This window comes from Streptomyces sp. DG2A-72 (assembly GCF_030499575.1).
Taxonomy (GTDB): Bacteria; Actinomycetota; Actinomycetes; order Streptomycetales; family Streptomycetaceae; genus Streptomyces.
This window is the reverse complement of sequence record NZ_JASTLC010000001.1, coordinates 1,526,615-1,551,901: the sequence shown is the minus strand read 5'-3', so window position 1 is coordinate 1,551,901 and position 25,287 is coordinate 1,526,615. Positions and strand designations below refer to the sequence as shown.

The following is a 25,287-nucleotide window of genomic DNA, read 5'->3' as shown; positions in this document are numbered from 1 at the left end:
ACCACCCGCAGTGCTGAACGATCTCGACGAACGCATCGTGCACGCCCTCGCCGAGGACGCCCGCCGCTCCTACGCGGACATCGGGCAACTGGTCGGCCTGTCCGCGCCCGCCGTGAAACGGCGCGTGGACCGGCTGCGCGCCACCGGCGCCATCACCGGCTTCACCGTACGGGTGGACCCGTCGGCGCTCGGCTGGGAGACCGAGGGGTTCGTCGAGATCTACTGCCGGCACAACACCTCGCCGGAGACCATCCGGCGGGGCCTGGAGCGCTATCAGGAGGTCGTGGCCGCGTCCACCGTCACGGGTGACGCGGACGCGGTCGTCCAGGTCTTCGCCTCCGACATGCGCCACTTCGAGCGGGTGCTGGAGCGGATCGCGGGCGAGCCGTTCGTGGAGCGGACGAAGTCGGTGCTGGTGCTGTCGCCGCTGCTGCGCCGCTTCTCGTCGGGATCGCCCACGTAATTCCGGGGACGGATGTGCTCGGCCGGTCTAACATCGGTGTCATGACCTGGCGACATTGATCCTCACCAGAGCCTGGCGTCCGACGGCTGACCGCGACGCTGTACGGCTACTCGTTCCTGGACGAGTTCGTCCTGCTGTACCCGGTGTACGCGCTGCTGTTCAGCGACACCGGGTTGTCGGTCTGGCAGATCTCCTCCCTCTTCGCCCTGTGGTCGATCACCGGCATGCTGCTGGAGGTCCCCTCCGGTGCCTGGGCCGACGCCGTCTCCCGCCGACTGCTGCTGTGGCTCGGCCCACTGCTGACCGCTGCCGGCTTCGCGCTGTGGGTGATCGTTCCGTCGTACTGGGCCTTCGCGGCCGGCTTCGTCCTGTGGGGCGCCGGCGGAGCGCTCGGCTCCGGTGCGCTGGAGGCCCTGGTCTACGACGAGCTGGACCGGCTAGGCGCGGCCGACCGGTACGCCCGTGTGATGGGCCGGGCGCGGGCGGCGGGGCTGATCGCCGTCATGGCGGCGATGGGGCTCGCCGGGCCGGTGTTCGCGTGGGGTGGTTACCCGGCCGTGGGGACGGCGAGCGTCCTGGCCTGTCTGCTCGCCGCGGCGACCGCGAGCCGGTTCCCGGAGCACCGGACGCCCGCGGAGGACGACGACAACTGGGCCGCGACTGTGCGGGCAGGGCTCGCCGAAGCCCGCGCCGACCGGTCGGTGGTCGGGGCGCTGCTGCTCGTACCGGCCGTCACCGCGGTGTGGAGTGCGCTCGACGAGTACGCGGCGCTCCTGGTGCGGGACTTCGGTGTGCCGGACGAGCGGGTTCCGTATCTGCTTCTGCTGATCTGGGCGGGTGCCACGGCCGGGAGCCTGCTGGCCGGTCCCGCCGAACGCCTCGGCACGGCCGGGTTCGCGGGACTCCTCGCGGGTGCCGCGCTCGCCCTCGCCGTCGGTGCCATGGCGTCGTCCGTCGCCGGGATCGGCCTCGTGGCCCTGGCCTTCGGCGGCTTCCAGCTGGCGACCGTGCTCGTCGACGCCCGCCTCCAGGACCGCATCGACGACAGCCGCCGGGCCACCCTGACCTCGCTCGCCGGTCTCGGCACCGAGCTGGCCACGGTCGCCACGTACGGCGCGTACGCGACGATCGGCGCGACGGCCGCGCACAGCACCGCCTTCGCCGTGTTCGCGGTGCCGTACCTGGTGACAGCGGCCCTGCTGGCGGCCGGCAGAGCGGCGACGCGGTGAAGACGACGGTCACTCCGGGCGACCGTACGGTGGGGTTCGTGTTACCCGCGGCAACCGTTGCGCGCTCGCACTCGCCCCGGTGGTCGCTCTCGCCCGGGTCGAGGGGGTGTACGACGACTTCGGCACTCCCGTCGACACGGCGATCGGGCAGATCCAGATCGAACGACGGCTCGCCGTGCTGAGCGGGACACAGACCGACGTCGGACATCTAGCCCATGAGATGGCCCTGCTCGTCCGTCGTGTCGGCCGGCATCTGGCCACGGCGCGTACGAGGACGAGACCGGGGCGATGGTGCGCCCCTGCACGGTCACGCACGGCCGTACCCGGCCCGCAGCCCACATCGACATGTTGTCGCAGGTCACGGCTTTGCGGCCGGACGGCGGGCCGTCGGGCGTCGACCACGCGCGAGCCTGCCTGCTCGCCCTGGCGCACCGTGGCCCCCGCCCGGTCGTCGAGCTCGCCGCGGACGGGGCCGGACGGTCCCGCCGCCGACCCCGAGCTGCTGCGGGTGATCGTTGCGCGGCTGCGAGATCTAGAAACGCGGCTGCCAGGGCACGACCCTGAAGTCGCCCGTGCCCTTCTTCACCCGCTCGAACGGCGCCGAACTCACGCACTTGGGCAGGTTCTTCGGGCCCAGGTCCTCGGTCGTCGCCCAGCTGTAGCCGAGCCGGTCGGTGCCGCCGGTGTCGTGGACGGTGATGCCCACCCGGGTGCCCTTCGCGCCGTCGAGGTCGGTGTCCGTGACGACTCCGGACACGACGGCCACCTTGCCGCCGGTGACCAGGCAGTCGACCTTCGCCGTCGCCCAGGCACCGTTCCCGTCGATGTAGTGGCTCCACTCGAAGGTGCCGGTCGCCTTCATCGGGTCGTCGGTGTCCTTCGCCGCCAGGTGCGCGTCGAAGGTGAAGGTGATGTCGTCCCCGGCGACACGGTAGAGCTTCGCGGTGCCGGTGAGCGCGGCGGCCTCGCGCCGCTCGTCACCAGCGGTGGCCTCTTGCCGCTGGTTCCCAGCAGTGGCCCCTTGTCGCTGGTTCCCATCAGTGGCGCCTCGTCCCTCGTCACCGGCAGTGGCCGATCCTGCCGCCCCGGCGGTGAGCAGCAGCGCGGCGCCGAGCACGGCGGTCTTCGTACGGCGGTTCATGGCGGTCCTTTCCGCAGGTCAACCGGACGCTCACCACTCTCGCCGGAGGGCGCCCGCGCCACATCGCGCCAGGGGCGGCACCCCGCCTCCGCCGTCCGGCGGGGACACCGCGGTGATCTGCGCCTGAGGGAGTACCGGACCTCCACCCGAGGTCGCGCAACGAATCGACGCCGGAGCCGGAACGGACGCAACAATCCGCTCACTGACGCGCAACGGCTCCTCCTTGTCCGCCCGAGCCGGCCGCCCGTACCGTCTAGGTGGCCCCCACAACCACCCTCCGCCCCGGTGAGGATCACGCATGCGTACCGCCCTGCTCCAGAGCTCCGGCCGCCCCGGCTCCGTCGTCGAGAACCTCAAGGTCCTCGACGAGGCCGCGGGCAGGGCGGCGGACGCCGGTGCCGGGCTGCTGGTCGCGCCGGAGATGTTCCTGACCGGGTATGCCATCGGCGACGACATCGCCCGCCTCGCCGAACCCGCGGACGGCGACTGGGCCGACGCCGTCGCCGAGACCGCCACACGGCACGGCCTCGCGATCGCCTACGGCTACCCCGAGCGCTCCGGCGAGACCGTCTTCAACTCCGCCCAGCTGATCTCCGCCGACGGCACCCGTCTCGCGAACTACCGCAAGACACACCTCTTCGGCTGCTTCGAGCGCGACCACTTCACCCCGGGTGAACAGCCGGTCGTCCAGGCCGAGCTGAACGGCCTCCGCGTCGGCCTCATGATCTGCTACGACGTCGAGTTCCCGGAGAACGTCCGCGCCCACGCCCTCGCCAGCACCGACCTCCTCCTGGTGCCGACCGCGCAGATGCACCCGTTCCAGTTCGTTGCCGAGTCCGTCGTCCCGGTGCGGGCCTTCGAGAACCAGATGTACGTCGCGTACGTCAACCGGGTCGGCCAGGAGGGCGAGTTCGAGTTCGTCGGGCTCTCCACGCTGGCCGGACCCGACGGGATCGCCCGCACCCGCGCAGGCCGCGGCGAGGAACTGCTCCTCGCCGACGTCGACCCGGCCTTCCTCGCCGCCTCCCGCGAGGCCAACCCCTATATGAAGGACCGCCGCCCCGACCTCTACGGGTCCCTGGTCTGAAATCCCCTGATCTTCCCCCCAGTTCTTTTCGCGCAAGGAGTCCGTACCCCATGACGTCCACGGTGCCCAACGCCGTCCAGCACGCCGACGCGCAGCAGCCGCCGATCACCATGTTCGGTCCGGACTTCCCGTACGCGTACGACGACTTCCTCGCCCACCCGGCGGGCCTCGGCCAGATACCCGCGACCGAGCACGGCACCGAGGTCGCGGTCGTCGGCGGCGGGCTGTCCGGCATCGTGGCCGCCTACGAGCTGATGAAGATGGGCCTCAAGCCCGTGGTCTACGAGGCCGACCAGATCGGCGGCCGGCTGCGGACCGTCGGTTTCGACGGCTGCGACCCTTCCCTCACCGCCGAGATGGGCGCCATGCGCTTCCCGCCGTCCTCCACGGCGCTCCAGCACTACATCGACCTCGTGGGTCTGGAGACCCGGCCCTTCCCCAACCCCCTTGCGGAGGCGACCCCTTCGACGGTCGTCGACCTCAAGGGCGAGTCGCACTACGCCGAGACGGTCGACGACCTGCCGCAGGTCTACCGGGACGTCGCCGACGCCTGGAACAGGTGCCTGGAGGAGGGCGCCGACTTCTCCGACATGAACGGGGCCCTGCGCGAGCGCGACGTACCGCGCATCCGGGAGATCTGGGCGAAGCTCGTCGAGAAGCTCGACAACCAGACCTTCTACGGCTTCCTCTGCGACTCCGAGGCCTTCAGGTCCTTCCGGCACCGCGAGATCTTCGGCCAGGTCGGCTTCGGCACCGGCGGCTGGGACACCGACTTCCCCAACTCGATCCTGGAGATCCTCCGCGTCGTCTACACCGAGGCCGACGACCACCACCGCGGCATCGTCGGCGGCTCCCAGCAGCTGCCGCTCAGGCTCTGGGAGCGCGAGCCGGAGAAGATCGTGCACTGGGCGTACGGGACTTCGCTGAAGTCCCTGCACGACAACGGCGAACCGCGCCCGGCCGTGACCCGTCTGCACCGCACCGCCGGCAACCACATCACCGTCACCGACGCGAACGGCGACATCCGCACGTTCAAGGCGGCCGTATTCACCGCCCAGTCCTGGATGCTGCTCTCCAAGATCGCCTGCGACGACTCGCTCTTCCCGATCGACCACTGGACCGCCATCGAGCGCACCCACTACATGGAGAGCTCCAAGCTATTCGTCCCCGTCGACCGGCCCTTCTGGCTCGAAAAGGACGAGGAGACTGGCCGGGACGTCATGTCGATGACCCTCACCGACCGTATGACGCGCGGGACTTACCTCCTCGACGACGGCCCCGACAGGCCCGCGGTGATCTGCCTGTCGTACACCTGGTGCGACGACAGCCTGAAGTGGCTGCCGCTGTCCGCGAACGAGCGGATGGAGGTCATGCTGAAGTCGCTGGGCGAGATCTATCCGAAGGTCGACATCAGGAAGCACATCATCGGCAACCCGGTGACGGTGTCCTGGGAGAACGAGCCCTACTTCATGGGCGCGTTCAAGGCCAACCTGCCCGGTCACTACCGCTACCAGCGGCGCCTGTTCACGCACTTCATGCAGGACCGGCTGCCCGAGGACAAGCGGGGCATCTTCCTGGCCGGCGACGACATTTCCTGGACGGCGGGCTGGGCCGAGGGCGCGATCCAGACCACGCTGAACGCGGTGTGGGGAGTCATGCACCATTTCGGCGGGGCGACCGACGCGACCAACCCCGGCCCGGGCGACGTGTACGACGAGATCGCGCCGGTGGAGCTTCCGGAGGACTGACCCGGGTCAGTCGGGGAGCGGGGTGAGCAGCATCCGCCCCGCGAACCCCACCACCGCGTCCAGCCGCTCGGTGAACTCCTCGGCGACATCGGGGAGTTCACGCAGCGCCCACAGTGCCCGGGCCGTCGACCAGGTGGCGTCCCGGGCCCGCTCCAGGCTCCACGAGCCGAGCAGATGGGTGAGCGGGTCGGCGATCTGGAGGAGATCGGGGCCCGGCATCAGATCTTCGCGGATGCGCTCCTCCAGCGAGACGAGGAGATCACCCACGCGGTCGAACTCGTCCTCCAGCTCGGCGGGTTCGCAGCCGAGCGTACGACAGGCGTCCACGACCGCGAGCGCCAGATCGTGACCGATGTGCGCATTGATGCCCGCCAGCGCGAACTGCAGCGGACGTACCCCGGGATGGCGGCGGTACTGGAACAGGGGCCGCCAGCAGGCAGGCGGGCGCCGCTCGCCCGCGACCGCGTCCACGGCCGCCAAGTACCGCTCCGCGAACCGCACATCCAGCGTGATCGCGGCCCGTGCGTCGGTGAACCGGCCCGCGTCGATACGCCGGTCGACGGCCTCCGTGACGGTGAGGTAGACGCGGTTGAACACGGCGAGCCCGTCCCGCTCGGGCAGGGCCGCGTCGAGGGCGCGCATGCGGGAGACGACCGTGTCGACGGGTGTGGTGATCTGTTCCAATTGCGCCATGCACGCAGGGTCCCAGTCCTAGGCTGGCCGGGGTACCGGCGGGCCCGACGCTTCCCCGGAATGGGGTAACGCGCCCGTCGGGCAGGGGGAGAACGTCGCGTAGGGGAGAGCAAGGGGGGAGCTGGACTGTGTCAGGCTCACGTGCCCGCCGCCTGGCCGCACGCAGGGCCGAGCGCAGAAGCGCCGCCCGGCGCGGCGCCATGGTCGCGGCGGTCTCCGTCGTGGTCGCCGTCGGCACGGTGACCGGCATGATGTCCGCGCTCGACGACGGACGCGGCTCCGACGCGGCCAGGCCCGAGGTGACCAGCTCACCACGCCTGGAACCGCTGCCCGCGGTCCCGTCGGCGTCCCCGTCGACGAAGGCGTCCGCCACCCCGACCCCTTCGCCCTCTCCCTCGAAGAAGAGGGAGGAAGAGAGCGCGACCCCCTCGCCCACGAAGACGGAGCCGAAGCGGCAGACCGCCGCCGCGTCCACACGGCTCTACCGCCACCCCGAGTCCCAGGTGCTCGACTGGGTCCGCGCCAACCCCGGCGACCCGCGCCACGCGGTCATCGAGTCCCGTATCGCCGATCATCCGGCGGCCGTGTGGTTCGCCGACTACACGCCGGCCACCATCACCGCCCGGGTCCGCGCGGTCACCTCCGGCGGCGCGGCACAGGGCCGGGCGCCGGTGATCGTGCCGTACGCCATCCCGGACCGCGACTGCGGCGGGTACTCGAACGGCGGTGCACCCGGCCTCGGGGCGTACGACGCGTGGATCGACGCCTTCGCGGCGGGGCTGGGCTCGGGTGACGTCATCGTGATCCTGGAGCCCGACTCGATCGCCCAGTCCGACTGTCTCTCCGCCGGTGCCCGCGCCGACCGCTTCGCCTCGCTGGCCCGCGCCGGCCGCGTCCTCAAGGCCGCGAACCCCAAGGCACGGGTCTACTTCGACGCCGGCCACTCCGGCTGGAACCCGGCGGCCAAGCAGGCGGCACTGCTGAAGCAGGCGGGCGCAGGCTCGGCCGCCTCCTCCGACGGCATCTTCAGCAACGTCTCCAACTTTCACCGGACGGCCGACGAAATCGCCTACGACCGACAGGTCCTCGACGCCCTCGACGGCCCCGCCTCCCTCGGCGCCGTCATCGACACCAGCCGCAACGGCAACGGCGCCCCGGCCGACGGCCGGTGGTGCGACCCGGCCGGCCGGAAGATCGGCCGGACACCCACCCTGAACACCGGCGAGGCACGCGTCGACGGCTACCTGTGGGTCAAGCTGCCGGGGGAGTCGGACGGCTGCAAGGGCACGCCGGGCACGTTCAGTCCGTCGTACGCCTATGACCTGGCCTCGTCGTAGGAGGAGGTCCCCTCGGCCGACGGCGGTTGCTGCGTCTTGACTCCGTACATGAAGACTGTCCGAGCCATTGTCACGTCCACCTGGCAGTCCTACCCCCAACTCCGCCGCGTTCTCCTGCACTTGACCGCCCGCGCCGACCGTTGGCTGGACAAGGGCCCCTGGACGGTCGTCGACAAGCCCAAGCCGAGGTGGACAGCGGCACCGACCGCCAGGACGTCGAGAAGGTCTTCGACTCGACGTACGACCTCGCCCTCGCCTGGTACTACACGGGCCGGCAGCGGTACGCCGAGAAGGCCGGACGCATTCTGCGCACCTGGTTCCTCGACCCGGCCACGCGGATGAACCCGAACCTGAACCACGCGCAGTTCATCCCCTGCAAGTACGACGGCCGGGCGATCGGCATCATCGACTTCTCGCAGTCCTACACCGCCGTCGTCGACGCGCTGGCGATCCTCCGCACGGGCGCCCTCGGCTGGACGAAGGCAGACCGCACGAGAATGGACCGCTGGAACGCCGACTTCCTCGACTGGCTGAAGAACAGCGACTTCGGCAAGCAGGATGCCGCCGCGACCAACAACCACGGCACGTTCTACGACATGCAGCTCGCCGCCCTCGCGCACGCGACCGGCGACAGGGAACTGGCCCGCAAGACGGTCCGCGAGGCGGGCTCCCGGCGTATCGATCCGCAGATCGCGGCCATCGGCCGGAACCTCGGCGTGAACCTGTTGGCCCATCAAGGTCCGGACGGGCAGAGCCTGTTCAAGGCGGTGCGGTATCTGCCGCCCGCCGCGACCGGCGCCGAGGTGTGGCGGCATCCGGAGATGGAGTTCCACCGGTATGCGGCGACCGACGTCGTGCACGCGGCGGCGGACGCGGGCGATGCCCGTGCGCAGCAGGCCGTGCCGCTGCTGGAGGCGCGGCCCGGCGGCGACCTGTGGGCGCTGCGCCCGGCGGCCGAGCAACTGGACTCGATCGCGGGCTGACCGGCTCGTACGGTCGGCTGACCCCGTGGAACGGGCCGCTTCAGGGCCGAGGGTCGGGAACCGCCGTGTCCGGCGCGCCGACCTTCGGCCGGTCGCGGTCGCCCGCGCGCAGCACGCCGGCGAAGGCGACGAGCCCGCCGGACAACACGGTCACCAGCCCGAACGACACCACCAGGCTGGTCGCCTGGGCCAGCGTGCCGATCGCGCTGGGCGCGATCAGGCCCGAGGTGTACGTGATCGTCGCGACGCCCGCTATGGCCAGGCTGGGGTTGGACCCGCTGCGGCCCGCCGCGGCGAAGCACAGCGGGACGACCACGGCGATGCCCAGGCCCATCAGCGCGAAGCCGCTCATCGCCACCGCCGGATGATCCGAGACGACGATCAACAGCCCGCCGAGGACGGCGAGGACGCCGCTCGTGCGCACCGTGCGCACGGAGCCGTACCGGTCCACCACCTTGTCCCCGGCGATCCGGGCGATCGCCATGGTGAGCGTGAAGCCCGTCGTACAGGCCGCCGCCAGACCGGCCGAGGTCTCCAGCTGGTCACGCAGATAGACCGCCGACCAGTCCAGGCTCGCGCCCTCCGCGAACACCGCGCAGAACCCGACCGCGCCGATCAGCAGCGCCGACCTGGGCGGCAGCGCGAAGCGGGGCGGTGGTTCCTCGTCCTCGGCGGGCTGGAGGTCGAGCACCCAGGCGCAGGAGGCCACGCCGAGTACGGTCAGCACGGCCGCCGCCAGTGCGTGGTGCAGCCGGGCGTCCGCGCCGAGGTGCGCGGCGAGCGTGCCGCCCACCGAGCCGATCAGGGCGCCCGCGCTCCACATGCCGTGCAGGCCGGACATGATCGAGCGGCCCAGGCGGTTCTCCACCTCGACGCCGAGCGCGTTCATCGCCACGTCCGACATGCCCGCCGTGGCGCCGTACGTGAACAGGGCAAGGCAGAGCGTCAGCAGGTTCGGGGCGAGGGCGGGCAGGACCAGCGAGAGCGTCCACAGCGCGATCAGGCCGCGCAGGGCGTTCCGGGCGCCGAAGCGGTGGCTGATCCGGCCCGCGAGCGGCATCGCGACGGAGGCGCCGAGCGCCGGGAAGGCGAGGGCGAGCCCCAACTGGCCCGCGCTCACCCCGGCATGGTCCTGGATCCAGGGCACCCGGGTCGCGAAGGAGCCGGTGACGGCACCGTGCACGGCGAAGACGGCGGCCACGGCATACCGGGCCCGCCTCACCTCACGAAGGTCGTACACCACTGCACTCATTCTCCGGCCCCTCCCTGGCTCATGGTCCCGCTCGCGCCGCGTAAACTATCAGGCACCCTGCCTGATAGATAGCGGATTACCGGTCGCCCGATCTGGAAGGATCCCGGCATGCCCGCATCCCCGAGTACCGCCCGAGCCATCAACGACCGGCTCGCCCTGCGTCTGCTCCAGCAGGAGGGCCCCTTGACGGCGGGGCAGTTGAAGCAGCTGACCGGCCTGTCCCGGCCGACCGTCGCCGACCTCGTCGAACGCCTCGCCGCCGCCGGACTGATCGAGGTGGTGGGGGAGTCGGGCGAGCAGCGCCGCGGGCCGAACGCGAAGGTGTACGGGATCGTCGCCGACCGGGCCCATCTGGCCGCGCTCGACGTCCGCACCGAGGGCGTCTCCGTCGTCGTCTCCGACCTGCTCGGCCATGTGCTCGCCGAGGCGTCCGTGCCGATCGGCGACGACACCGGCACGGGGCCGGCGGTGGAGCAGGCGGTGACGCTGGTCGAACGCGTGGTGAAGGAGGCCGGGACGCTGGCGGCTCCTCCGCGCGCGCCCGCCCAGGAGTGGGGGCGGCTGCACACCGTGGGGATCGGCGCGCCCGGCCTGATCGACCCGGCCGACGGTGAACTCCGGGAATCCTCGGGCCTGCCGGAGTGGCATCGCCGACTGGTGGCCGCCCTTCAGGAACGCTTCCCGGACGCCCGCGTCAACGTCGAGAACGAGACCAACCTCGCCGCCCTGGCCGAGATGCGCGACGGCGCCGCCCGGGACCGCGACACCTTCGTCCTGCTCTGGCTCGGCATGGGCATCGGCGCCGCCGTCGTCCTCGACGGCCGCCTCCGCCGCGGTGCCTCCGGCGGCACCGGCGAACTCGGCTTCCTGCCGGTACCGGGCACCACCGGCCTGCCATCGGCGACCGACTGCGAGGGCGGCTTCCACTCCCTGGCCGGCGCGACGGCGATCGCGACGCTGGCGGCGGAGCACGGGGTCATGGCATCCGACCCGGCCGACGAGCCGCATGCGGTGCGGCTGGTCCGGGCGGCGGTGGGGCAGGTGACGGGGGCGGCGGCTGGGGATGGCTTGTCGGGCGCGAGCGGGGGTGTTCTCGACGGGGGTGCTGACCGCACTGGAGGTGCCGACCACGCGACCGCCGACGTCGAGGCAGCCCACCGCTTCCTCGACGCCCTCGCCGACCGCGTGGTCCTCGGCGTCGCCGCCGTCGTCTCCGTACTGGACCCCGGTTGTGTGGTGCTGGCGGGCGAGGTCGGCCGGGCGGGTGGGGATGAGCTGGCGGCTCGGGTGCAGCGGCGGCTCGCCCGGATGTCGCCGCTGCCCACGGAGGTGCGCGCCGGCAGCCTGGGCGGCGGCGCGGTGCTGCGCGGGGCACTGCTGACCGCTCGCGACCGGGCTCAGGAGGAGTTGTTCGCGCCGGGGGAGTAGTAACCGGTGCTCACGGGAGAGCGGTGGATGGACATGCCGCTCACGGCCGTCGCCCCGCCCCGAACCGAGCCGCGAGGTACTCCTCGAACGGCCCCTTCCCCACGGCCAGTTCCGGCGTGAGATGCCCGCCCGCACGGAACGCCCGGTACGCCTTGCCCGCCAGCGGTACGTTCAGGATCCGCCGCTTGCGCCCGGTCGCCGCCAGATACGCGCGGGCCAGCGATTCCAAGGACCGCGCCTCCGGTCCTCCCATGTCCTCGACGCGCCCGGCGGGAGCCCCCGCGGCCAGCCCGGCGAGCCGGTTCGCGACCTCGGCGACCTCGATCGGCTGGTCGCAGACACCGGCCGGCAGCAGCATCACGGGCGGCTTGGCCAGCGCCCCGAACACCTGCACCAGCAGATCGTGGAACTGGGTCGTACGCAGCACCGTCCAGCCCAGCCCCGAGTCCCCGACGCGCCTCTCCACGGCGAGCTTGGACTTGTAGTAGCCGAACGGCACCCGGTCCACGCCGACGATCGAGATGTAGACCAGATGGCCCACACCCGCCCGGCGCGCGGCCGTGATGAGACGCTCCGCAGCCTGCTCGTCTCCGCCGCGCGGACTGGAGGCGCAGTGCACGATCGTGTCCACACCGGCGACGGCATCGTCCAGTGCGCTGCCGCCCTCGCGCAGATCCACGGCGTACGGCCGGCTTTGCCTGCTGAGCACCCGCACCTCGTGCCCGTCCCCGCGCAGCCGCTCGGTGACGTGCCGGCCGAGCGTTCCGGTACCGCCGGTCACAAGGATCGTGGCCATGCTGCTTCAGTCCCTTCCGCGCCGGGCGCTCTCGGCTGGAGCGCCCCTCGTCAGCCAGGACCGAGTAGCCCATCGGAAACGTGACAGTCCTGGGCGGCGCCGAGCTGACGTCGTACGAACTCCAGCTTCTCGGGGTTCACCACGGCCCATCCCAGGGAGCCGCCAGTCCGCAGGCCGGTCAAATCGCCTTCGCGGTCCGCCGCGCCGAACCGCAGATACGCATCCTGGACCGTGTCCTCGGCCTCCTCGGCGGAGCCCAGCATGCGATAGCCGGCCCGAACAGTCGTCGGCGATGCGCCTCGAATTCGTCGGCGGACGCGATGGTCATGACTTCACCCTGGCAGAGGGCACACGGGCGGGGGATGGGAGGGCCCGACGGCGGGCAAGGGCCGTCGTCACCGCCGCCGGGCCGGTCTGCTCGGGACGAGACCTTGTCAAAGGATCTTAGAAAGGACTAGACCACAACGTCAATAGGTATGGACCAATCTCAAGCTCGCCGTCCGGGGCAGGAGTTGGGCCAGTCACGACCCGCCCGGGAAGTCCAGACACCCCGCCTGTGAGCCACTCCACACCCTTCACCCGTATGGACCTCGATCAGGCGTGGCACACTGGCTCTGTACCAGAAGCAGCGCACTCCGGGGTCGGTGAAAGTCCGAACCGGCGGTTACAGTCCGCGACCCGATCGCCTCCAGCGATCGGTTGACCAGGTGAAACTCCTGGACCGACGGTTAAAGTCCGGATGGGAGGCAGTGCGCGGCGGGCGGGCATTCGTGCGCGCCGCCGATCTTGCTCGTTCCCTCGGGGACGGGTCCGTCCGGCGTCGCCCCAGTGCCGCAGTCCGTACATTCTGTCGTCATCGACAGCCCCGGAGTCCGTGCCCGAAGAGGCAGGAGGACCCGGGAAGTGTTCACCGGAATCGTCGAAGAGCTGGGCGAGATCACCGCCGTCGAGAACCTCGGCGACGCCTCCCGCTTCCGGCTGCGCGGCCCCGTCGTCACCGAGGGCGCGAAGCACGGCGACTCCATCGCCGTGAACGGTGTCTGTCTCACCGTCGTCGACCACGAGGGCGACGAGTTCACCGCCGACGTCATGGCCGAGACGCTGAACCGCTCCAGCCTGGGCATCCTCGCCGTAGGCTCCCGCGTCAACCTCGAACGCCCCACCGCGGTCGGCGCACGCCTCGGCGGCCACATCGTGCAGGGCCATGTCGACGGCACCGGCGAGATCCTGGAGCGCAAGCCGTCCGACAACTGGGAGATCGTGAAGATCTCCCTCCCCGCGGACCTCACGCGCTATGTCGTCGAGAAGGGCTCCATCACCGTCGACGGCATCAGCCTCACCGTCGTCGACGCGGGCCCCGACCACTTCTCCGTCAGCCTGATCCCCACCACCCTCGACCTGACCACGCTCGGCCTCAAGCAGCCCGGCGACCCGGTCAACCTCGAGGTCGACGTCATCGCCAAGTACGTCGAGCGGCTGCTCGCGGCGGGCCAAGGGGCGAACCGGTGAACTGGCTGAACTCCGAGGCGTTCGTCGTCTTCGGCCAGCACATCATCTGGTCGGACATGGTCGGCAACATCTTCGGCCTGGTCGCCCTCGCCCTGGGCTGGCGGCGCTCCCTGTGGACCTGGCCGGTGCAGTTCGCCGCCGGCCTCATCCTCTTCGGCGCCTTCTTCGGCCATCTGACGGGCAGCGCCGGCAAGCAGGCGGTCGTCATGGCCGTCGCACTGTACGGCTGGTGGCAGTGGCAGCGCGGCAAGGACCGCGCGGCCGACGGCCACATCTCCGTCCGGTTCGCCACCTGGCCCGAGCGCGCGGCGATGATCGCCGCCGCCGCGGCGGGCACGGTCGCGGTGGCCCTGCTCTTCAAGGCGTACCCGACCCTGTCCTGGGACCCTTGGCCGGACGCCTACATCTTCGTCGGCACCATCGTCGCGATGTACGCCCAGGCCCGCGGCATGGTCGAGTTCTGGTTCGCCTGGCTGCTCGTCGACCTGGTCGGCGTGCCGCTCAACTTCGCCAACGGCTACGCCTTCTCCGGCTTCGTCTACGTCATCTACGGCGCACTCGTCCTGTGGGGCATGCGCGACTGGTGGCTGCGCTCCCGCGAGGACGCGCGGCCCGTTCTGGAAGGAGCGCCGGCATGAGCGCGGTACCCGTCCTGTACAGCACCGACAACATCGAGGACTGGTCGCTCGACCCGATCGAGCAGGCCATCGCCGACATCGCCGCCGGCCGCCCGGTCGTGGTCGTCGACGACGAGGACCGGGAGAACGAGGGCGACCTCGTCATCGCCGCCGAGATGGCGACCCCCGAGATCGTCGCCTTCATGATGAGCGAGTGCCGTGGTCTGATCTGCGCCCCCATGGAGGGCGGTGAGCTGGACCGGCTGCGGCTGCCGCAAATGGTCGACGACAACACCGAGTCCATGAAGACCGCGTTCACCATCTCCGTGGACGCCTCCGCCGCGCACGGCGTGACCACCGGCATCTCCGCCGCCGACCGCGCCACCACCCTGCAACTCCTCGCGAGCGGCGAAGCCCAGGCCGACGACCTCGTCCGCCCCGGCCACATCTTCCCGCTGCGCGCCCGGCCCGGCGGCGTGCTGGTGCGCAACGGCCACACCGAGGCCGCCGTCGACCTCGCCCGCCTCGCGGGCCTGCGCCCGGCCGGCGCGATCGTCGAGATCGCGGGAGAGGACGGCCGTATGCTCCGCCTCCCCGAACTGATCCCGTTCGCCCGCAAGCACGGCCTGACGATCATCTCCATCGAGGACCTGATCGCCTACCGCCGCACCTCCGAGCCCACCGTCCGCCGCGAGGCCGAGACCCAACTCCCCACCGCCTTCGGCAACTTCACGGCGTACGGCTACCGCTCCACCGTCGACGGCGTCGAGCACGTCGCCCTCGTCCACGGCGAGATCGGCGACGGCGAGGACGTCCTCGTCCGCGTCCACTCCGAATGCCTCACCGGCGACATCTTCCACTCCCTGCGCTGCGACTGCGGCCCTCAACTGAGCGCTTCCCTGGAGCGCATCCAGGCCGAGGGCAGGGGAGTGGTGGTCTATCTGCGCGGCCATGAGGGCCGCGGCATCGGGCTGCTGTCCAAACTGCGGGCGTACGAGCTTCAGGAGCGCGGCCGCGACACCCTCGACGCCAACCTGGAACTCGGCCTGCCCGCCGACGCCCGGGACTACGGCGCCGGCGCCCAGATCCTCGAGGACCTCGGCGTCCGCAGCGTGCGCCTGATGACCAACAACCCCGACAAGACCGACGCGCTTATCCGGCACGGCCTCAAGGTCAACGGCCGCGAGCCGATGCCCGTACAGGCGGGCGAGCACAACCTCCGCTACCTGCGCACCAAGCGGGACCGGATGGGGCACGACCTGCCCTGGCTGGACACGACCACCGTGTCCGCCTGCGGCAACCAGTAAGAACAGAACCGAGGAGAGACGTGAGCGGCAAGGGTGCACCGGAACTGTCCGTACGAGGCGTCGGGGACCTGCGGGTCGCCGTCATCGCGGCGCAGTGGCACGAGAAGGTGATGGACGGCCTGGTGGACGGCGCCCTGCGCGCCCTGCACGACCTCGGCATCGACGAGCCGACCCTCCTCAGGGTCCCCGGCAGCTGGGAACTCCCGGTCGTCGCCAAGGTCCTCGCGGGCCGCGGCTACGACGCGATCGTCGCCCTCGGTGTCGTCATCCGCGGCGGCACCCCTCACTTCGAGTACGTCTGCCAGGGCGTCACCCAGGGCCTCACCCAGGTCTCCGTCGACACCGGCGTCCCCATCGGCTTCGGAGTGCTGACCTGCGACACCGACGAACAGGCCCTCGACCGGGCCGGGCTGCCCGGCTCCAACGAGGACAAGGGACACGAGGCGGTGACAGCAGCGGTGGCGACGGCGGCGACCCTCCGCTCAGTATCCGAGCCGTGGCGTTAGGTCGGTCGACCAAACGCGTAAAGTGGGCGCCACCATGTCCAAGAAGACGTTCGAGGAGCTCTTCGCCGAGCTCCAGCAGAAGGCCGCCACCGGCGACCCCGCCACTTCCCGCACCGCAGAACTGGTCGAGAAGGGCGTCCATGCCATCGGCAAGAAGGTCGTCGAAGAGGCCGCCGAGGTCTGGATGGCCGCCGAGTACGAGGGCAAGGAGGCGGCCGCCGAGGAGATCTCGCAGCTGCTCTACCACGTTCAGGTGATGATGGTCGCCCGCGGCATCTCCCTGGACGACGTCTACGCCCACCTGTGAATCCCCGTCCCCCGCACCACCCTTCAAGCAAAGGAAGCCGACCTCATGCTGCGCATCGCCGTCCCCAACAAGGGTTCACTGTCCGGCCCTGCGGCGGAGATGCTGCATGAGGCCGGCTACCAGCAGCGCCGCGAGTCCAAGGAACTGCGGATCGTCGACCCGCACAACGAGGTCGAGTTCTTCTACCTCCGCCCCCGCGACATCGCGATCTACGTCTCCTCCGGCCGCCTCGACATCGGCATCACCGGACGCGACCTGCTCATCGACTCCGGCGCCAACGCCGAGGAGATCCTCCCGCTCGGCTTCGCCCGCTCCACGTTCCGCTACGCCACCAAGCCGGGCAGGGCCAAGGGCGTCGAGGACCTGGACGGCATGACGGTCGCCACCTCGTACGAGGGCATCGTCGCCAAGCACCTCACCGACCACGGCATCGACGCCTCCGTCGTCCACCTCGACGGCGCCGTCGAGACCGCCATCGAACTCGGTGTCGCCGAGGTCATCGCGGACGTCGTCGAGACCGGCACCTCCCTGCGCAACGCGGGCCTCGAGGTCATCGGCGAGCCCATCATGAAGTCCGAGGCCGTCGTGATCCGCCGCACCGGCGAGAACGGCGAGGAGCCCAAGGTGCAGCAGTTCCTGCGCCGCCTCCAGGGCGTCCTGGTCGCCCGGACGTACGTGATGATGGACTACGACTGCCGCGTCGAGCAGCTGGAGAAGGCCGTCGCGCTCACGCCCGGCCTGGAGTCGCCGACCGTCTCCCCGCTGCACAACGAAGGCTGGGTCGCCGTCCGCGCGATGGTCCCCGCCAAGGAAGCCCAGCGCATCATGGACGACCTGTACGACATCGGTGCCCGGGCCATCCTGACCACGGCCATCCACGCCTGCCGCCTCTGAGAGGCAGTGGAGAACATGTCCGACCTGCCCGCCCTCCCCGTCACCTTCCGGCCGGCTCGCACCCGGGCCGTCCTGCTCACCGCCGCAGCCGCGATCTTCGTCGTCATCACGACCGTCGCGCTGCTGCTGGAGCAGCTCAGCCCGGCCGAACGCCTCAGCTTCGTCTTCACGGCGGCCCTGCTGTGCGGCGTCCTCCTGATGCTCGCCCGGCCGAAAGTGGTCGCCGACGAGTCCGGGGTGACCGTCGTGAACATCGCCGGCCGACGGCATCTGGAATGGGCCGAAATCCTTCAGGTGAACCTGCGTCCGGGCGACCCCTGGGTGTTCCTCGACCTCAGCGACGGCACCAGCCTGCCCGCGCTCGGCATCCAGCCGGGCATCGCCAAGCAGCGCGCCATCGCCGACGCCAGGACCCTGCGGGCGCTCGCCGAAGCGCGCTCCACTGCCCGTCCCGGGGGACATCACGGCTGACTCGGCGGCGTCCACTCTGCCGCACATGCCCCTGTCTTGATTAATCTGTTGGCGGAGGCGTTTTTCGCTGCGCCTCCGCCCCTGCGCGCCGCCCGGTGCCCAGGGGTTCCTGCTACCCGAGGAGTGACCCCCTCCGGCGATGGACGGATCGTCCTGTAGTACCTGCGCCGCCCCCTCCCGACATAGCGCGGACCTGGTCCGCGCTCACTCGGAGGCGGCGGCATCATGACCACCCCCTTGCTGCTCCTCGCAGCCGCATTCCTGCTGATCCTCGCCAACGGCTTCTTCGTGGCGGCCGAGTTCGGCCTGGTGACGGTCGAGCGCCCGGACGCCGAGAAGGCCGCCGCCGAGGGCGACAAACGCGCCCGTACGGTGGTCGAGTCGCTGAAGGAGCTGTCCTTCCAGCTCTCCGGCACCCAGCTCGGCATCACCATCACCTCCCTCGTCGTCGGCATGCTCGCCGAACCGGCGCTCGCCCAGTTGCTGGACGGCCCGTTCACGGCGATCGGCATCCCCGAGGGCGCCGTGCCCGGCGTCGCCGTGGTCGTCGGCATGCTGCTGGCATCGGCCGTGCAGATGGTGATCGGCGAACTCGTGCCCAAGAACTGGGCGGTCTCCCGCCCGATGCAGGTCGCGCGCTTTGTCGCCGGCCCGCAGCACGCCTTCGCGCGGCTGTTCCGCCCGGTGATCGCCGGGTTGAACGCGGTCGCCAACCGGCTCGTCCGCACCCTGGGCATCGAGCCCGCCGAGGAGCTTGCCTCCGCCCGCACCCCCGGCGAACTCGTCTCCCTGGCCCGGCACTCCGCACGCGCCGGCGCCCTGGAACAGGACACCGCGGACCTGTTCGTACGGACCCTGTCGCTCGCCGAGCTGACCGCACAGCACGTCATGACCCCGCGCGTGAAGGTCAGCGCGCTGCAGTCGTCGGCGACCGCCGAGGACGTCGTCAATCTCACCCGCGCCACCGGTCTGTCCCGCTTCCCGGTCTACCGGGAGCGGATCGACGAGATCGTCGGCATGGTCCACCTCAAGGACGCCCTGGCGGTCCCCTCGCGCGAACGGCTGCGCACCCCCGTCACCCGGATCGCCCAGACGCCCCTGCTGGTACCCGAGACCCTGCCGGTGCAGCCCCTGCTGGCCCGGCTGCGCAGCGAGCAGCCCATCGCCGTCGTCGTCGACGAGTACGGCGGTACGGCCGGCGTCGTCACCCTGGAGGACATCGTCGAGGAGATCGTCGGCGAGGTCCGTGACGAGCACGACGGTCAGGACGTGCCCGAACTCGCCCCCGCCCCGCCGGAGGACGGCAGGCCCGCCTGGGATGTCGACGGCAGCTGCCGTGTCGACATCCTCCAGCGCATAGGCCTCGACGTACCCGAAGGACCGTACGAGACGGTCGCGGGCATGGTCGCCGACCTGCTCGGCCGGATCCCGGCCGTCGGCGACAAGGCCGAGCTGCCCGGCTGGCGGCTGGCGGTGCGCCAGGTCGGCCACTACCGCGCCGAGCGGGTACGGCTGGTCAGGACGGCCCTCGTCGCCGCGGAGGCCGTCCGATGAGCGTGCTCCAACTTCTGTTCGCCGGACTGCTCGTGCTCACCAACGGTTTCTTCGTCGGCGCCGAGTTCGCCCTCGTCTCCGTACGCCGCAGCCAGATCGAACCGCTCGGAACGACGCGGGCCCGGCAGGTGCTGTACGGCCTGGAGCGGCTGCCGCAGATGATGGCCGCCGCTCAGTTCGGCATCACCGTCTGCTCCCTGACGCTGGGCGCGGTGGCCGAGCCGACGGTCGCGCACATCCTGGAACCGTTCTTCGAGTGGATCCATCTCCCGCACGCGATGATCCACCCGCTGGGCTACGTCATCGCCCTGGCCACCGTCGTCTTCTTCCACCTCGTCATCGGCGAGATGGTCCCGAAGAACCTCGCGATGGCCGCCCCGGAGAAGGCCGCGCTGTGGCTCAGCCCCGGCCTGGTCGCCTTCGCCCGCCTCTGCAAGCCGATCACCGTCGCCCTCGGCGCCTGCGCCCAGGGCATCCTGCGGCTCTTCCGTGTCGAGCCGAAGGACGAGGTCGAGGCGGTCTTCACCAGCGAGCAGCTCAACCGGCTGGTGGAGGACTCCGGCCAGGCGGGTCTGCTCGGCCCCGAGGAGCAGGAGCGGCTGGAGGACGCGCTGGAACTGGGCTCCCGCCAGGTCACCGATGTCCTCCTCGGCCGCGAGTCACTGGTGACGGTCAGTCCCTCGGTCACCCCGGGCCAGATCATCGCGCTCACCGCCCGCACCGGGTACTCACGCTTCCCGGTCGTCGCCGGCAACGGGGCCTTCATGGGGTACCTGCACGTCAAGGACGTACTCGACCTGGAGGAGTCCGAGCGGGCGGTGCCGCAGCGGATCTGGCGGCCGATGACGACTCTGCGGTCGGAACTGCCGCTGGATGATGCGCTCACCGTGATGCGGCGTGCCGCGACGCACCTTGCGCAGGTGGCCGACGGGGCCGGGAAGGTGCTGGGGCTTGTGGCGCTGGAGGACGTACTGGAGCTGCTGGTGGGCGAGGTGCGGGATCCTGCGCATCGCGCGGTGACCGCTGTGCCGAAGGTGTCCGAGCCGCGGTCGGGGGCGCCGGAGGAGGTGCTGGCGAGCTGAGGGGCGCCGTTCGCTTGCGCGGGCGGGTTTCGCTCGCCCGCGCTTGCAGGGTGCCGCCTGCGCCCACCCGTGCCGCCCTGGGGGTCCCCCCAGGCCCTCAAGGCACTGGGGGAGGCACGCATGCCCGCAGGCTCAGCGCGTTACATCGCCGACGGATCCTGCGGCCCCCTCCCCGACAGCACCTCCCCATACGCCTGCATGAGGTCCGGCAACCGCAACGTCGACAAGTCGTCCCGAGTCAGCGTCCCCGGATAGGCCGACAACCGCAGATCCCGGTACGCACAGCTCTTCTCGTACAGCGTCCGCAGGAACCGCCCGTTCCCCAGCTCGTCGATCCACCCTTGGTCGACGACATGCCCGGCGATGGACCGCAGCTCGTCCAGCGCCTCCTCGTCCCAGACGTCCCCGTTCTCCACGGCCAGCACTTCGCCGATGGAGGTGAGTTCGAGGGGGCGGTAGGAGGGGAAGTCGACGCGGGTGGTGAAGCGGGAGGACAGGCCGGGGTTGGCGGCGAGGAGACGGTCCATGCCCTCGGGGTAGCCGGCCAGGATCACCACGAGGTGGTCGCGGTTGTCCTCGGCCCGCTTCAGCAGCACCTGCAGCGCCTCGTCGCCGTACGCGTCCCCCTTGCCGTACCCGGAGTTGGAGAGCGAGTAGGCCTCGTCGACGAAGAGGACGCCGCCGATCGCGGAGTCGATGAGCTCGTTGGCCTTCACGGCTGTCTGGCCGAGGTACTCGCCGACCAGATCGGCGCGCTGGGCTTCCACCAGGTGGTCGCCGCCGAGCAGGCCGAGGGCGTAGAAGACCCGCCCCAGGATCCGCGCCACCGTCGTCTTCCCCGTGCCCGACGGTCCGGAGAACACGAAGTGCCGCTTGGGCGGCTGGACCGGCAGTCCCTGACCGGCCCGCAGCCGGGCCATGTTCAACTGCGCGGACAACGCCTTGACTTGGCGTTTCACCGGCTCCAGACCCACCATGCGCTCGAGCTCCGCGAGCGCCTCCTCGAGTAATGCGGGGTCGGTCGGACCGGCCGGCAGGGGCGGCGTCGGGACGATCGACTTCTCCCGTACCGCCGGATCGATCACCGACGGCAGCGGGCCGGTCGGCGGCAGGTCGGGCCCGGACAGCTTGAGTTCCCGGCCCTCCGTACCGAAGAGCGGGTCGAGGGCGTCCGGCCCGTCGGCGACGTCCTGGCCACCGGACAGCGTGATCGCCGCGAGGTCGGTGGCGTCGTCGTATCCGTCGCCCTCGGCGATCGCGGCGAGCCGGGCCGAGGTGTCCATGAAGGCGGGGTCGACGCGGTGCACCGCCCGGTAGAGCGGGAGGGCGGCAGCCGACCGGCCCGTCCCCTCATGCGCCCGGGCCAGCCAGTAGCGCAGCTCCTTGCGCTGGGGCTGCTCGCTGCGGCAGCGCATCAGGGCCGCCGAGAGAAGGGGTTCGGCCTGGCCGTACATCTCGAGCCGGACCCGGGCCATACCGCCGAACAGACCCGCCTCGATGCCGAGCATCTGGTCGTCGATCAACGGGTCGGTGTGCCGGACGAGCTGTTCCCAGTCCTTGACCAGATAGGCACGGCAGGCGTGCAGAAAGCGGACCTGATGGTCGGTGTCCACCGGCGGCAGGCCCGCGAGGGCCCGGTCGAGTTCAGGGACGTGGCGGCCGTCCAGCCAGTGGGAGGCGTGCGCGAGCAGCAGATCGCGTGGGCTCTCCAGCACGGGCTGCACCCACCAGCCCAGCCAGTACCAGGAGTTGAGGGTGCGGCGGTGCCGGGCGCGCTGTTCGCCGAAGCGGTCCCGGTGCCGGAACATCCTGAGCAGCGCGGTCGTCGTGTCCACGCGCAGCGCATGCAGTCCGAGCCAGCCGTCGGCCATCCCGGGGTCCATCCGCACCGCGGCCCGGAACTCCTCCTCCGCCTGCGGATAAGCGCCCATCGTGTAGGCATCGACGCCTCGCAGCCAGGCCAGGTCGGCCGGGGCCTCGGGGCCCTGCGTGCCGAAGTCCATCACGTCCCCCCACAAACCGTGCCCCCGTTCGGTTCGCCGCCGGGCCCGGTGCCCGTCGGCAGCCTTGGTCGAACCGCCCTACCGCGGACCGGAGTTGCAACGGTGCGCAGAGCAGCCGTCCGAAGGTCGCAACGAGGGCATCGTACCTGCGCAGGTGTCGCCCGCCCCAGGGTGCCGCACGGGCCGTTTGACGAGGTGGGAGCAGATGGGGCGCACTCGGCTCGGTGACCGAGGGTGAGCGAATCATGCCGGGCAGCGCCCGAAATAGGTGAAGAGGACAGAACGAAGCCCCCGATCACGGGGGAACAACCGGGGGCTTCGCGTCTGTCGGCGGCTCTCAAATGGCCGCACATTGAGAACGTAAGACCTGTACGGCCCCCGGGTCAAGCCGAGTTGGGGGACTCCGCGAAGTTCGAACGCACGGGTCTTCACAAGTTCAGCACATTGCCGATGGCCCGTCACCGTGTGTGATTTCCCGGTCCGGACCAGCCATTCCAACGGGCCCCGGAGACACCTTGTATCCCTTTTCGCACTGTCGTACCAGGAGGTCGGCGAAGGGGCGCGAAGGGTCATCGGCGAAATGCCGCCGCTCCGCCTCGACCCACCCGGCCCAGAACTCCCGCTGCTCCTCCCCGTCCCGGTTCCGCCCCCGCGTCCAGGCCTCCTCGTGCGGCAACTCCATCCACAGCAGATGGGCCAGGTGCGGGCGCAGTGCCCGACGTCCGGCGCCGACGCCCTCGACGAGGACCACGGGTGCGGGCGGCAGGGAGCGGTCCGGTCCGAAACGGCGGTCGCGCCAGTCGTACGGGGCATAGCGCGCGGTCCTGCCCTGCGAGAGCGGCTTGATCACCTGGGCCAGCAGCCGGTCCGTCCAGTCGAACAGTTCGTCGTGGCTCGCGATGTCGTCGAGACGGAGCACGGGAGCGCCGCCCAGCGCGTCGGCCAGCTGCCCGGCGAACGTGGACTTTCCGGAGCCGGCGTGTCCGTCGATCCCGATCAGACGGACCGGGCCGCAGGACGGGGGGAGGCGGCGGAGCCTGAGGGCGAGGTCGTGAATCGTGATTCCCGGGGGTGCGGACAGGGGGTGGATTCATTCTAGGCGCGGGGCTGCGCCGCAGGTCGTGACAGTGGTCAACACCAATATTGGTGGGTGTGGCATCAGTGGATGTGCTGGCCCGAGCACATCGCCTCCGTCCATAGTGGGCGCACCACCGTGCACCGGACCTGCCCCGACTCGGACACCTGGGGGATTGCCGCCCATGAGCAGAGCCGAACAGCCGTCCCGCAGAAGCGTCCTGGCCGCCACCGTCGTCGCGGCCGTCGCGGGCGGCTCGGCCCCCTCCGCCCTGGCGGACGCCGAGGACCCCACGCAGGCCCTGCCCGGCTTTGTCGACAACCGCGCCTGGACCACGTACGCCGACTGGCGGGGCGGCACCGCGCGCGGCACCCGGGCCGTCGTCGGCGCCCGCCCCGGCGTCGTGCTCGACGCCCCCGCCGGCACCGTCGACTACACCGACCCGCACACCGGCAGGACGGCCACCTGGGAGTACGCGACCTGGACGTCCCCCGTCCACCGGCTCTCCGTCCCCTCGGCCGAGGCGATCGCGTCGTGGAACGCGCACACCCCGGGCGGCACCTGGCTCCAGGTCGAGCTGCGGGGGACGTATCCGGACGGCACGAACACCCCCTGGTACGTGATGGGCCGTTGGGCCGCCGGTGACCGGGACATCAAGCGCACGTCGGTCGACGGCCAGAGCGACGGCAGGAGCAGCGTCTGGACGGACACCTTGGCGATTGACGACCCGTCGACGGGGCTGCGGCTGGCGTCGTACCGGCTGCGGCTGACCCTCTACCGCAAGCCGGGCACGAAGAGCACCCCCACCGTGTGGCGGCTGGGCGCGATGGGCTCCGACGTCCCCGACCGCTTCACCGTCCCGGCCTCCACGCCCGGCCTGGCCCGGGAACTGGCCGTGCCGCGCTACTCGCAGGACATCCACCAGGGCCAGTACCCCGAGTACGACAACGGTGGCGAGGCCTGGTGCAGCCCCGCCTCCTCGCAGATGATCATCGAGTACTGGGGCGGCCGTCTCACGGCCGAGCAGCTGGCCTGGGTCGACCCGTCGTACGCCGATCCGCAGGTGTGCCACGCGGCCCGGTTCACCTACGACCACCAGTACGCGGGCTGTGGCAACTGGCCGTTCAACGCCGCCTACGCCGCCACCTTCAAGGGGCTCCAGGGCGTGGTCACCCGGCTCGGTTCGCTCACCGACCTGGAGACGCTGATCGCGGCCGGCATTCCGGCCATGACGTCCCAGTCCTTCCTGGCGAGCGAGCTGACGGGGGCGGGATACGGGACCGCCGGCCATCTGATGACGGTCATCGGGTTCACGGAGGACGGCGATGTGATCGCGGGCGACCCGGCCTCACCGAGCAACGAGGCGGTGCGACGCGTCTACCGGCGCCGGGAGTGGGAGAACATCTGGCTCCGCACCAAGCGGTACGACGCCGCGGGCGACGTCGTCTCCGGCACGGGCGGCGTCTGCTATCTGTACTTCCCGGCGCAGCCGACCGCTCAGCAGCGCCTGGCGCTGGAGGCCGTGGGCGTGCGCTGACGCGTCCGCCGGGCTGTGAGCAACGTCTCGGCCGCAAAAGCCCCTGATGCTGGCAAGGTGGACATCATGACCGCGAACGCAGCCACCGCCTCCCGCGCCCGCGCCCGGACGGGCGGCCCCAAGGACGACGGCCCGGAGATCTTCGAGCACGTCATGGGCTGGACCCTCGTCGTGGTGGTCGCGATGCTCGTGGCCCAACTCGGACTGCTGTGACCTGATCCCCTGTTCGACCTGACATACTGCGGATGTCCCGCAGCCCGTTGAAGAC

The 25,287-nt window shown here is 71.0% G+C and carries 24 protein-coding genes, 2 pseudogenes and 1 riboswitch; of the genes and pseudogenes, 19 read left to right on the top strand and 7 right to left on the bottom strand.

Annotated elements, in window-relative coordinates:
- Positions 1-10 precede the first annotated feature (10 nt).
- From QQY66_RS07535 to QQY66_RS07525, 3 genes are all read left to right on the top strand, one after another.
- Positions 11-463, top strand: coding sequence for an Lrp/AsnC family transcriptional regulator (locus tag QQY66_RS07535; RefSeq protein ID WP_062713983.1), 453 nt, complete (start codon positions 11-13; stop codon positions 461-463).
- Positions 464-549: 86 nt separating this feature from the next.
- Positions 550-1,692, top strand: a complete 1,143-nt coding sequence (locus tag QQY66_RS07530; RefSeq protein WP_301987220.1) for an MFS transporter — start codon at positions 550-552, stop codon at positions 1,690-1,692.
- 288 nt (positions 1,693-1,980) lie between these two features.
- Positions 1,981-2,256: a DUF742 domain-containing protein gene (locus tag QQY66_RS07525; RefSeq protein WP_301978293.1), complete on the top strand. Its 276-nt coding sequence runs from the start codon at positions 1,981-1,983 to the stop codon at positions 2,254-2,256.
- Here QQY66_RS07525 and QQY66_RS07520 read toward each other — a convergent pair.
- The gene (locus tag QQY66_RS07520; protein WP_301978292.1) at positions 2,225-2,833 is read right to left on the bottom strand and encodes a Repetin; all 609 of its coding nucleotides are present in this window, start codon (positions 2,831-2,833) and stop codon (positions 2,225-2,227) included. The genes QQY66_RS07525 and QQY66_RS07520 overlap by 32 nt on opposite strands.
- Positions 2,834-3,131: 298 nt before the next feature.
- Here QQY66_RS07520 and QQY66_RS07515 point away from each other — a divergent pair, with 298 nt between their 5' ends.
- Both QQY66_RS07515 and QQY66_RS07510 read left to right on the top strand, forming a co-directional pair.
- Positions 3,132-3,920, top strand: a complete 789-nt coding sequence (locus tag QQY66_RS07515; protein ID WP_301978291.1) for a carbon-nitrogen hydrolase family protein — start codon at positions 3,132-3,134, stop codon at positions 3,918-3,920.
- Between the two features lie 50 nt (positions 3,921-3,970).
- Positions 3,971-5,668, top strand: a complete 1,698-nt coding sequence (locus QQY66_RS07510) for an NAD(P)/FAD-dependent oxidoreductase (protein ID WP_301978290.1) — start codon at positions 3,971-3,973, stop codon at positions 5,666-5,668.
- A 6-nt stretch (positions 5,669-5,674) separates the two neighbouring features.
- Here QQY66_RS07510 and QQY66_RS07505 read toward each other — a convergent pair whose 3' ends face one another.
- Positions 5,675-6,361: a DUF5995 family protein gene (locus tag QQY66_RS07505; RefSeq protein WP_301978289.1), complete on the bottom strand. Its 687-nt coding sequence runs from the start codon at positions 6,359-6,361 to the stop codon at positions 5,675-5,677.
- A 200-nt stretch (positions 6,362-6,561) separates the two neighbouring features.
- Between QQY66_RS07505 and QQY66_RS07500 the strand changes: the two genes are divergently transcribed.
- Positions 6,562-7,698: a glycoside hydrolase family 6 protein gene (locus tag QQY66_RS07500; protein WP_301987219.1), complete on the top strand. Its 1,137-nt coding sequence runs from the start codon at positions 6,562-6,564 to the stop codon at positions 7,696-7,698.
- 93 nt (positions 7,699-7,791) lie between these two features.
- A pseudogene (locus tag QQY66_RS07495) lies at positions 7,792-8,681 on the top strand (alginate lyase family protein); the annotation flags it as partial.
- Between the two features lie 40 nt (positions 8,682-8,721).
- On the opposite strand, the gene QQY66_RS07490 reads toward QQY66_RS07495, so the two are convergent.
- Positions 8,722-9,933 (bottom strand): MFS transporter, encoded by a 1,212-nt coding sequence (locus QQY66_RS07490; RefSeq protein WP_301978288.1) that lies wholly within the window; start codon positions 9,931-9,933, stop codon positions 8,722-8,724.
- Between the two features lie 108 nt (positions 9,934-10,041).
- Here QQY66_RS07490 and QQY66_RS07485 point away from each other — a divergent pair, with 108 nt between their 5' ends.
- A complete protein-coding gene (locus QQY66_RS07485; RefSeq protein ID WP_301978287.1) occupies positions 10,042-11,361 on the top strand; it encodes an ROK family transcriptional regulator in 1,320 nt (439 codons plus the stop codon).
- A gap of 40 nt (positions 11,362-11,401) precedes the next feature.
- Here QQY66_RS07485 and QQY66_RS07480 read toward each other — a convergent pair whose 3' ends face one another.
- Together QQY66_RS07480 and QQY66_RS07475 are read right to left on the bottom strand one after the other, a co-directional pair.
- Positions 11,402-12,157, bottom strand: coding sequence for an SDR family oxidoreductase (locus QQY66_RS07480; protein ID WP_301978286.1), 756 nt, complete (start codon positions 12,155-12,157; stop codon positions 11,402-11,404).
- Positions 12,158-12,345: 188 nt separating this feature from the next.
- Positions 12,346-12,485 (bottom strand): annotated as a pseudogene (locus QQY66_RS07475) (sigma factor); the annotation flags it as partial.
- 298 nt (positions 12,486-12,783) lie between these two features.
- Positions 12,784-12,914, top strand: a riboswitch (FMN riboswitch).
- Positions 12,915-13,060: 146 nt separating this feature from the next.
- Here QQY66_RS07475 and QQY66_RS07470 point away from each other — a divergent pair.
- The 9 genes from QQY66_RS07470 to QQY66_RS07430 all read left to right on the top strand — a co-directional run bounded on the left by QQY66_RS07470 (position 13,061) and on the right by QQY66_RS07430 (position 20,404).
- The gene (locus QQY66_RS07470) at positions 13,061-13,666 is read left to right on the top strand and encodes a riboflavin synthase (RefSeq protein WP_301978285.1); all 606 of its coding nucleotides are present in this window, start codon (positions 13,061-13,063) and stop codon (positions 13,664-13,666) included.
- Positions 13,663-14,304: a nicotinamide mononucleotide transporter family protein gene (locus QQY66_RS07465; protein WP_301978284.1), complete on the top strand. Its 642-nt coding sequence runs from the start codon at positions 13,663-13,665 to the stop codon at positions 14,302-14,304. The genes QQY66_RS07470 and QQY66_RS07465 overlap by 4 nt, the downstream gene beginning before the upstream one ends.
- Positions 14,301-15,590 carry a bifunctional 3,4-dihydroxy-2-butanone-4-phosphate synthase/GTP cyclohydrolase II gene (locus tag QQY66_RS07460; RefSeq protein ID WP_301978283.1) on the top strand — a complete coding sequence of 430 codons (1,290 nt, stop codon included), beginning with the start codon at positions 14,301-14,303 and terminating at the stop codon, positions 15,588-15,590. Before QQY66_RS07465 ends, QQY66_RS07460 begins: the two co-directional genes overlap by 4 nt.
- A gap of 20 nt (positions 15,591-15,610) precedes the next feature.
- The gene (ribH, locus tag QQY66_RS07455; RefSeq protein ID WP_301978282.1) at positions 15,611-16,096 is read left to right on the top strand and encodes a 6,7-dimethyl-8-ribityllumazine synthase; all 486 of its coding nucleotides are present in this window, start codon (positions 15,611-15,613) and stop codon (positions 16,094-16,096) included.
- A 34-nt stretch (positions 16,097-16,130) separates the two neighbouring features.
- Positions 16,131-16,403 (top strand): phosphoribosyl-ATP diphosphatase, encoded by a 273-nt coding sequence (locus QQY66_RS07450; protein WP_301978281.1) that lies wholly within the window; start codon positions 16,131-16,133, stop codon positions 16,401-16,403.
- A gap of 45 nt (positions 16,404-16,448) precedes the next feature.
- Entirely contained in the window at positions 16,449-17,297 is an 849-nt protein-coding gene (gene hisG, locus QQY66_RS07445; RefSeq protein ID WP_301978280.1) for an ATP phosphoribosyltransferase, read from the top strand.
- Between the two features lie 15 nt (positions 17,298-17,312).
- Positions 17,313-17,768: a PH domain-containing protein gene (locus QQY66_RS07440; RefSeq protein ID WP_301978279.1), complete on the top strand. Its 456-nt coding sequence runs from the start codon at positions 17,313-17,315 to the stop codon at positions 17,766-17,768.
- 225 nt (positions 17,769-17,993) lie between these two features.
- Positions 17,994-19,322: a hemolysin family protein gene (locus QQY66_RS07435; protein ID WP_301978278.1), complete on the top strand. Its 1,329-nt coding sequence runs from the start codon at positions 17,994-17,996 to the stop codon at positions 19,320-19,322.
- On the top strand, positions 19,319-20,404 hold the full coding sequence (locus QQY66_RS07430) for a hemolysin family protein (RefSeq protein WP_301978277.1): 1,086 nt from the start codon (positions 19,319-19,321) through the stop codon (positions 20,402-20,404). Before QQY66_RS07435 ends, QQY66_RS07430 begins: the two co-directional genes overlap by 4 nt.
- A gap of 140 nt (positions 20,405-20,544) precedes the next feature.
- Here QQY66_RS07430 and QQY66_RS07425 read toward each other — a convergent pair whose 3' ends face one another.
- Positions 20,545-22,407, bottom strand: coding sequence for an AAA family ATPase (locus tag QQY66_RS07425; protein WP_301978276.1), 1,863 nt, complete (start codon positions 22,405-22,407; stop codon positions 20,545-20,547).
- Between the two features lie 436 nt (positions 22,408-22,843).
- A complete protein-coding gene (locus QQY66_RS07420; protein ID WP_301987217.1) occupies positions 22,844-23,464 on the bottom strand; it encodes a uridine kinase in 621 nt (206 codons plus the stop codon).
- 202 nt (positions 23,465-23,666) lie between these two features.
- Here QQY66_RS07420 and QQY66_RS07415 point away from each other — a divergent pair, with 202 nt between their 5' ends.
- Positions 23,667-25,019: a peptidase C39 family protein gene (locus QQY66_RS07415; RefSeq protein WP_301978275.1), complete on the top strand. Its 1,353-nt coding sequence runs from the start codon at positions 23,667-23,669 to the stop codon at positions 25,017-25,019.
- Between the two features lie 66 nt (positions 25,020-25,085).
- Entirely contained in the window at positions 25,086-25,232 is a 147-nt protein-coding gene (locus QQY66_RS07410; protein ID WP_301978274.1) for an SCO1431 family membrane protein, read from the top strand.
- Positions 25,233-25,287 lie beyond the last annotated feature (55 nt).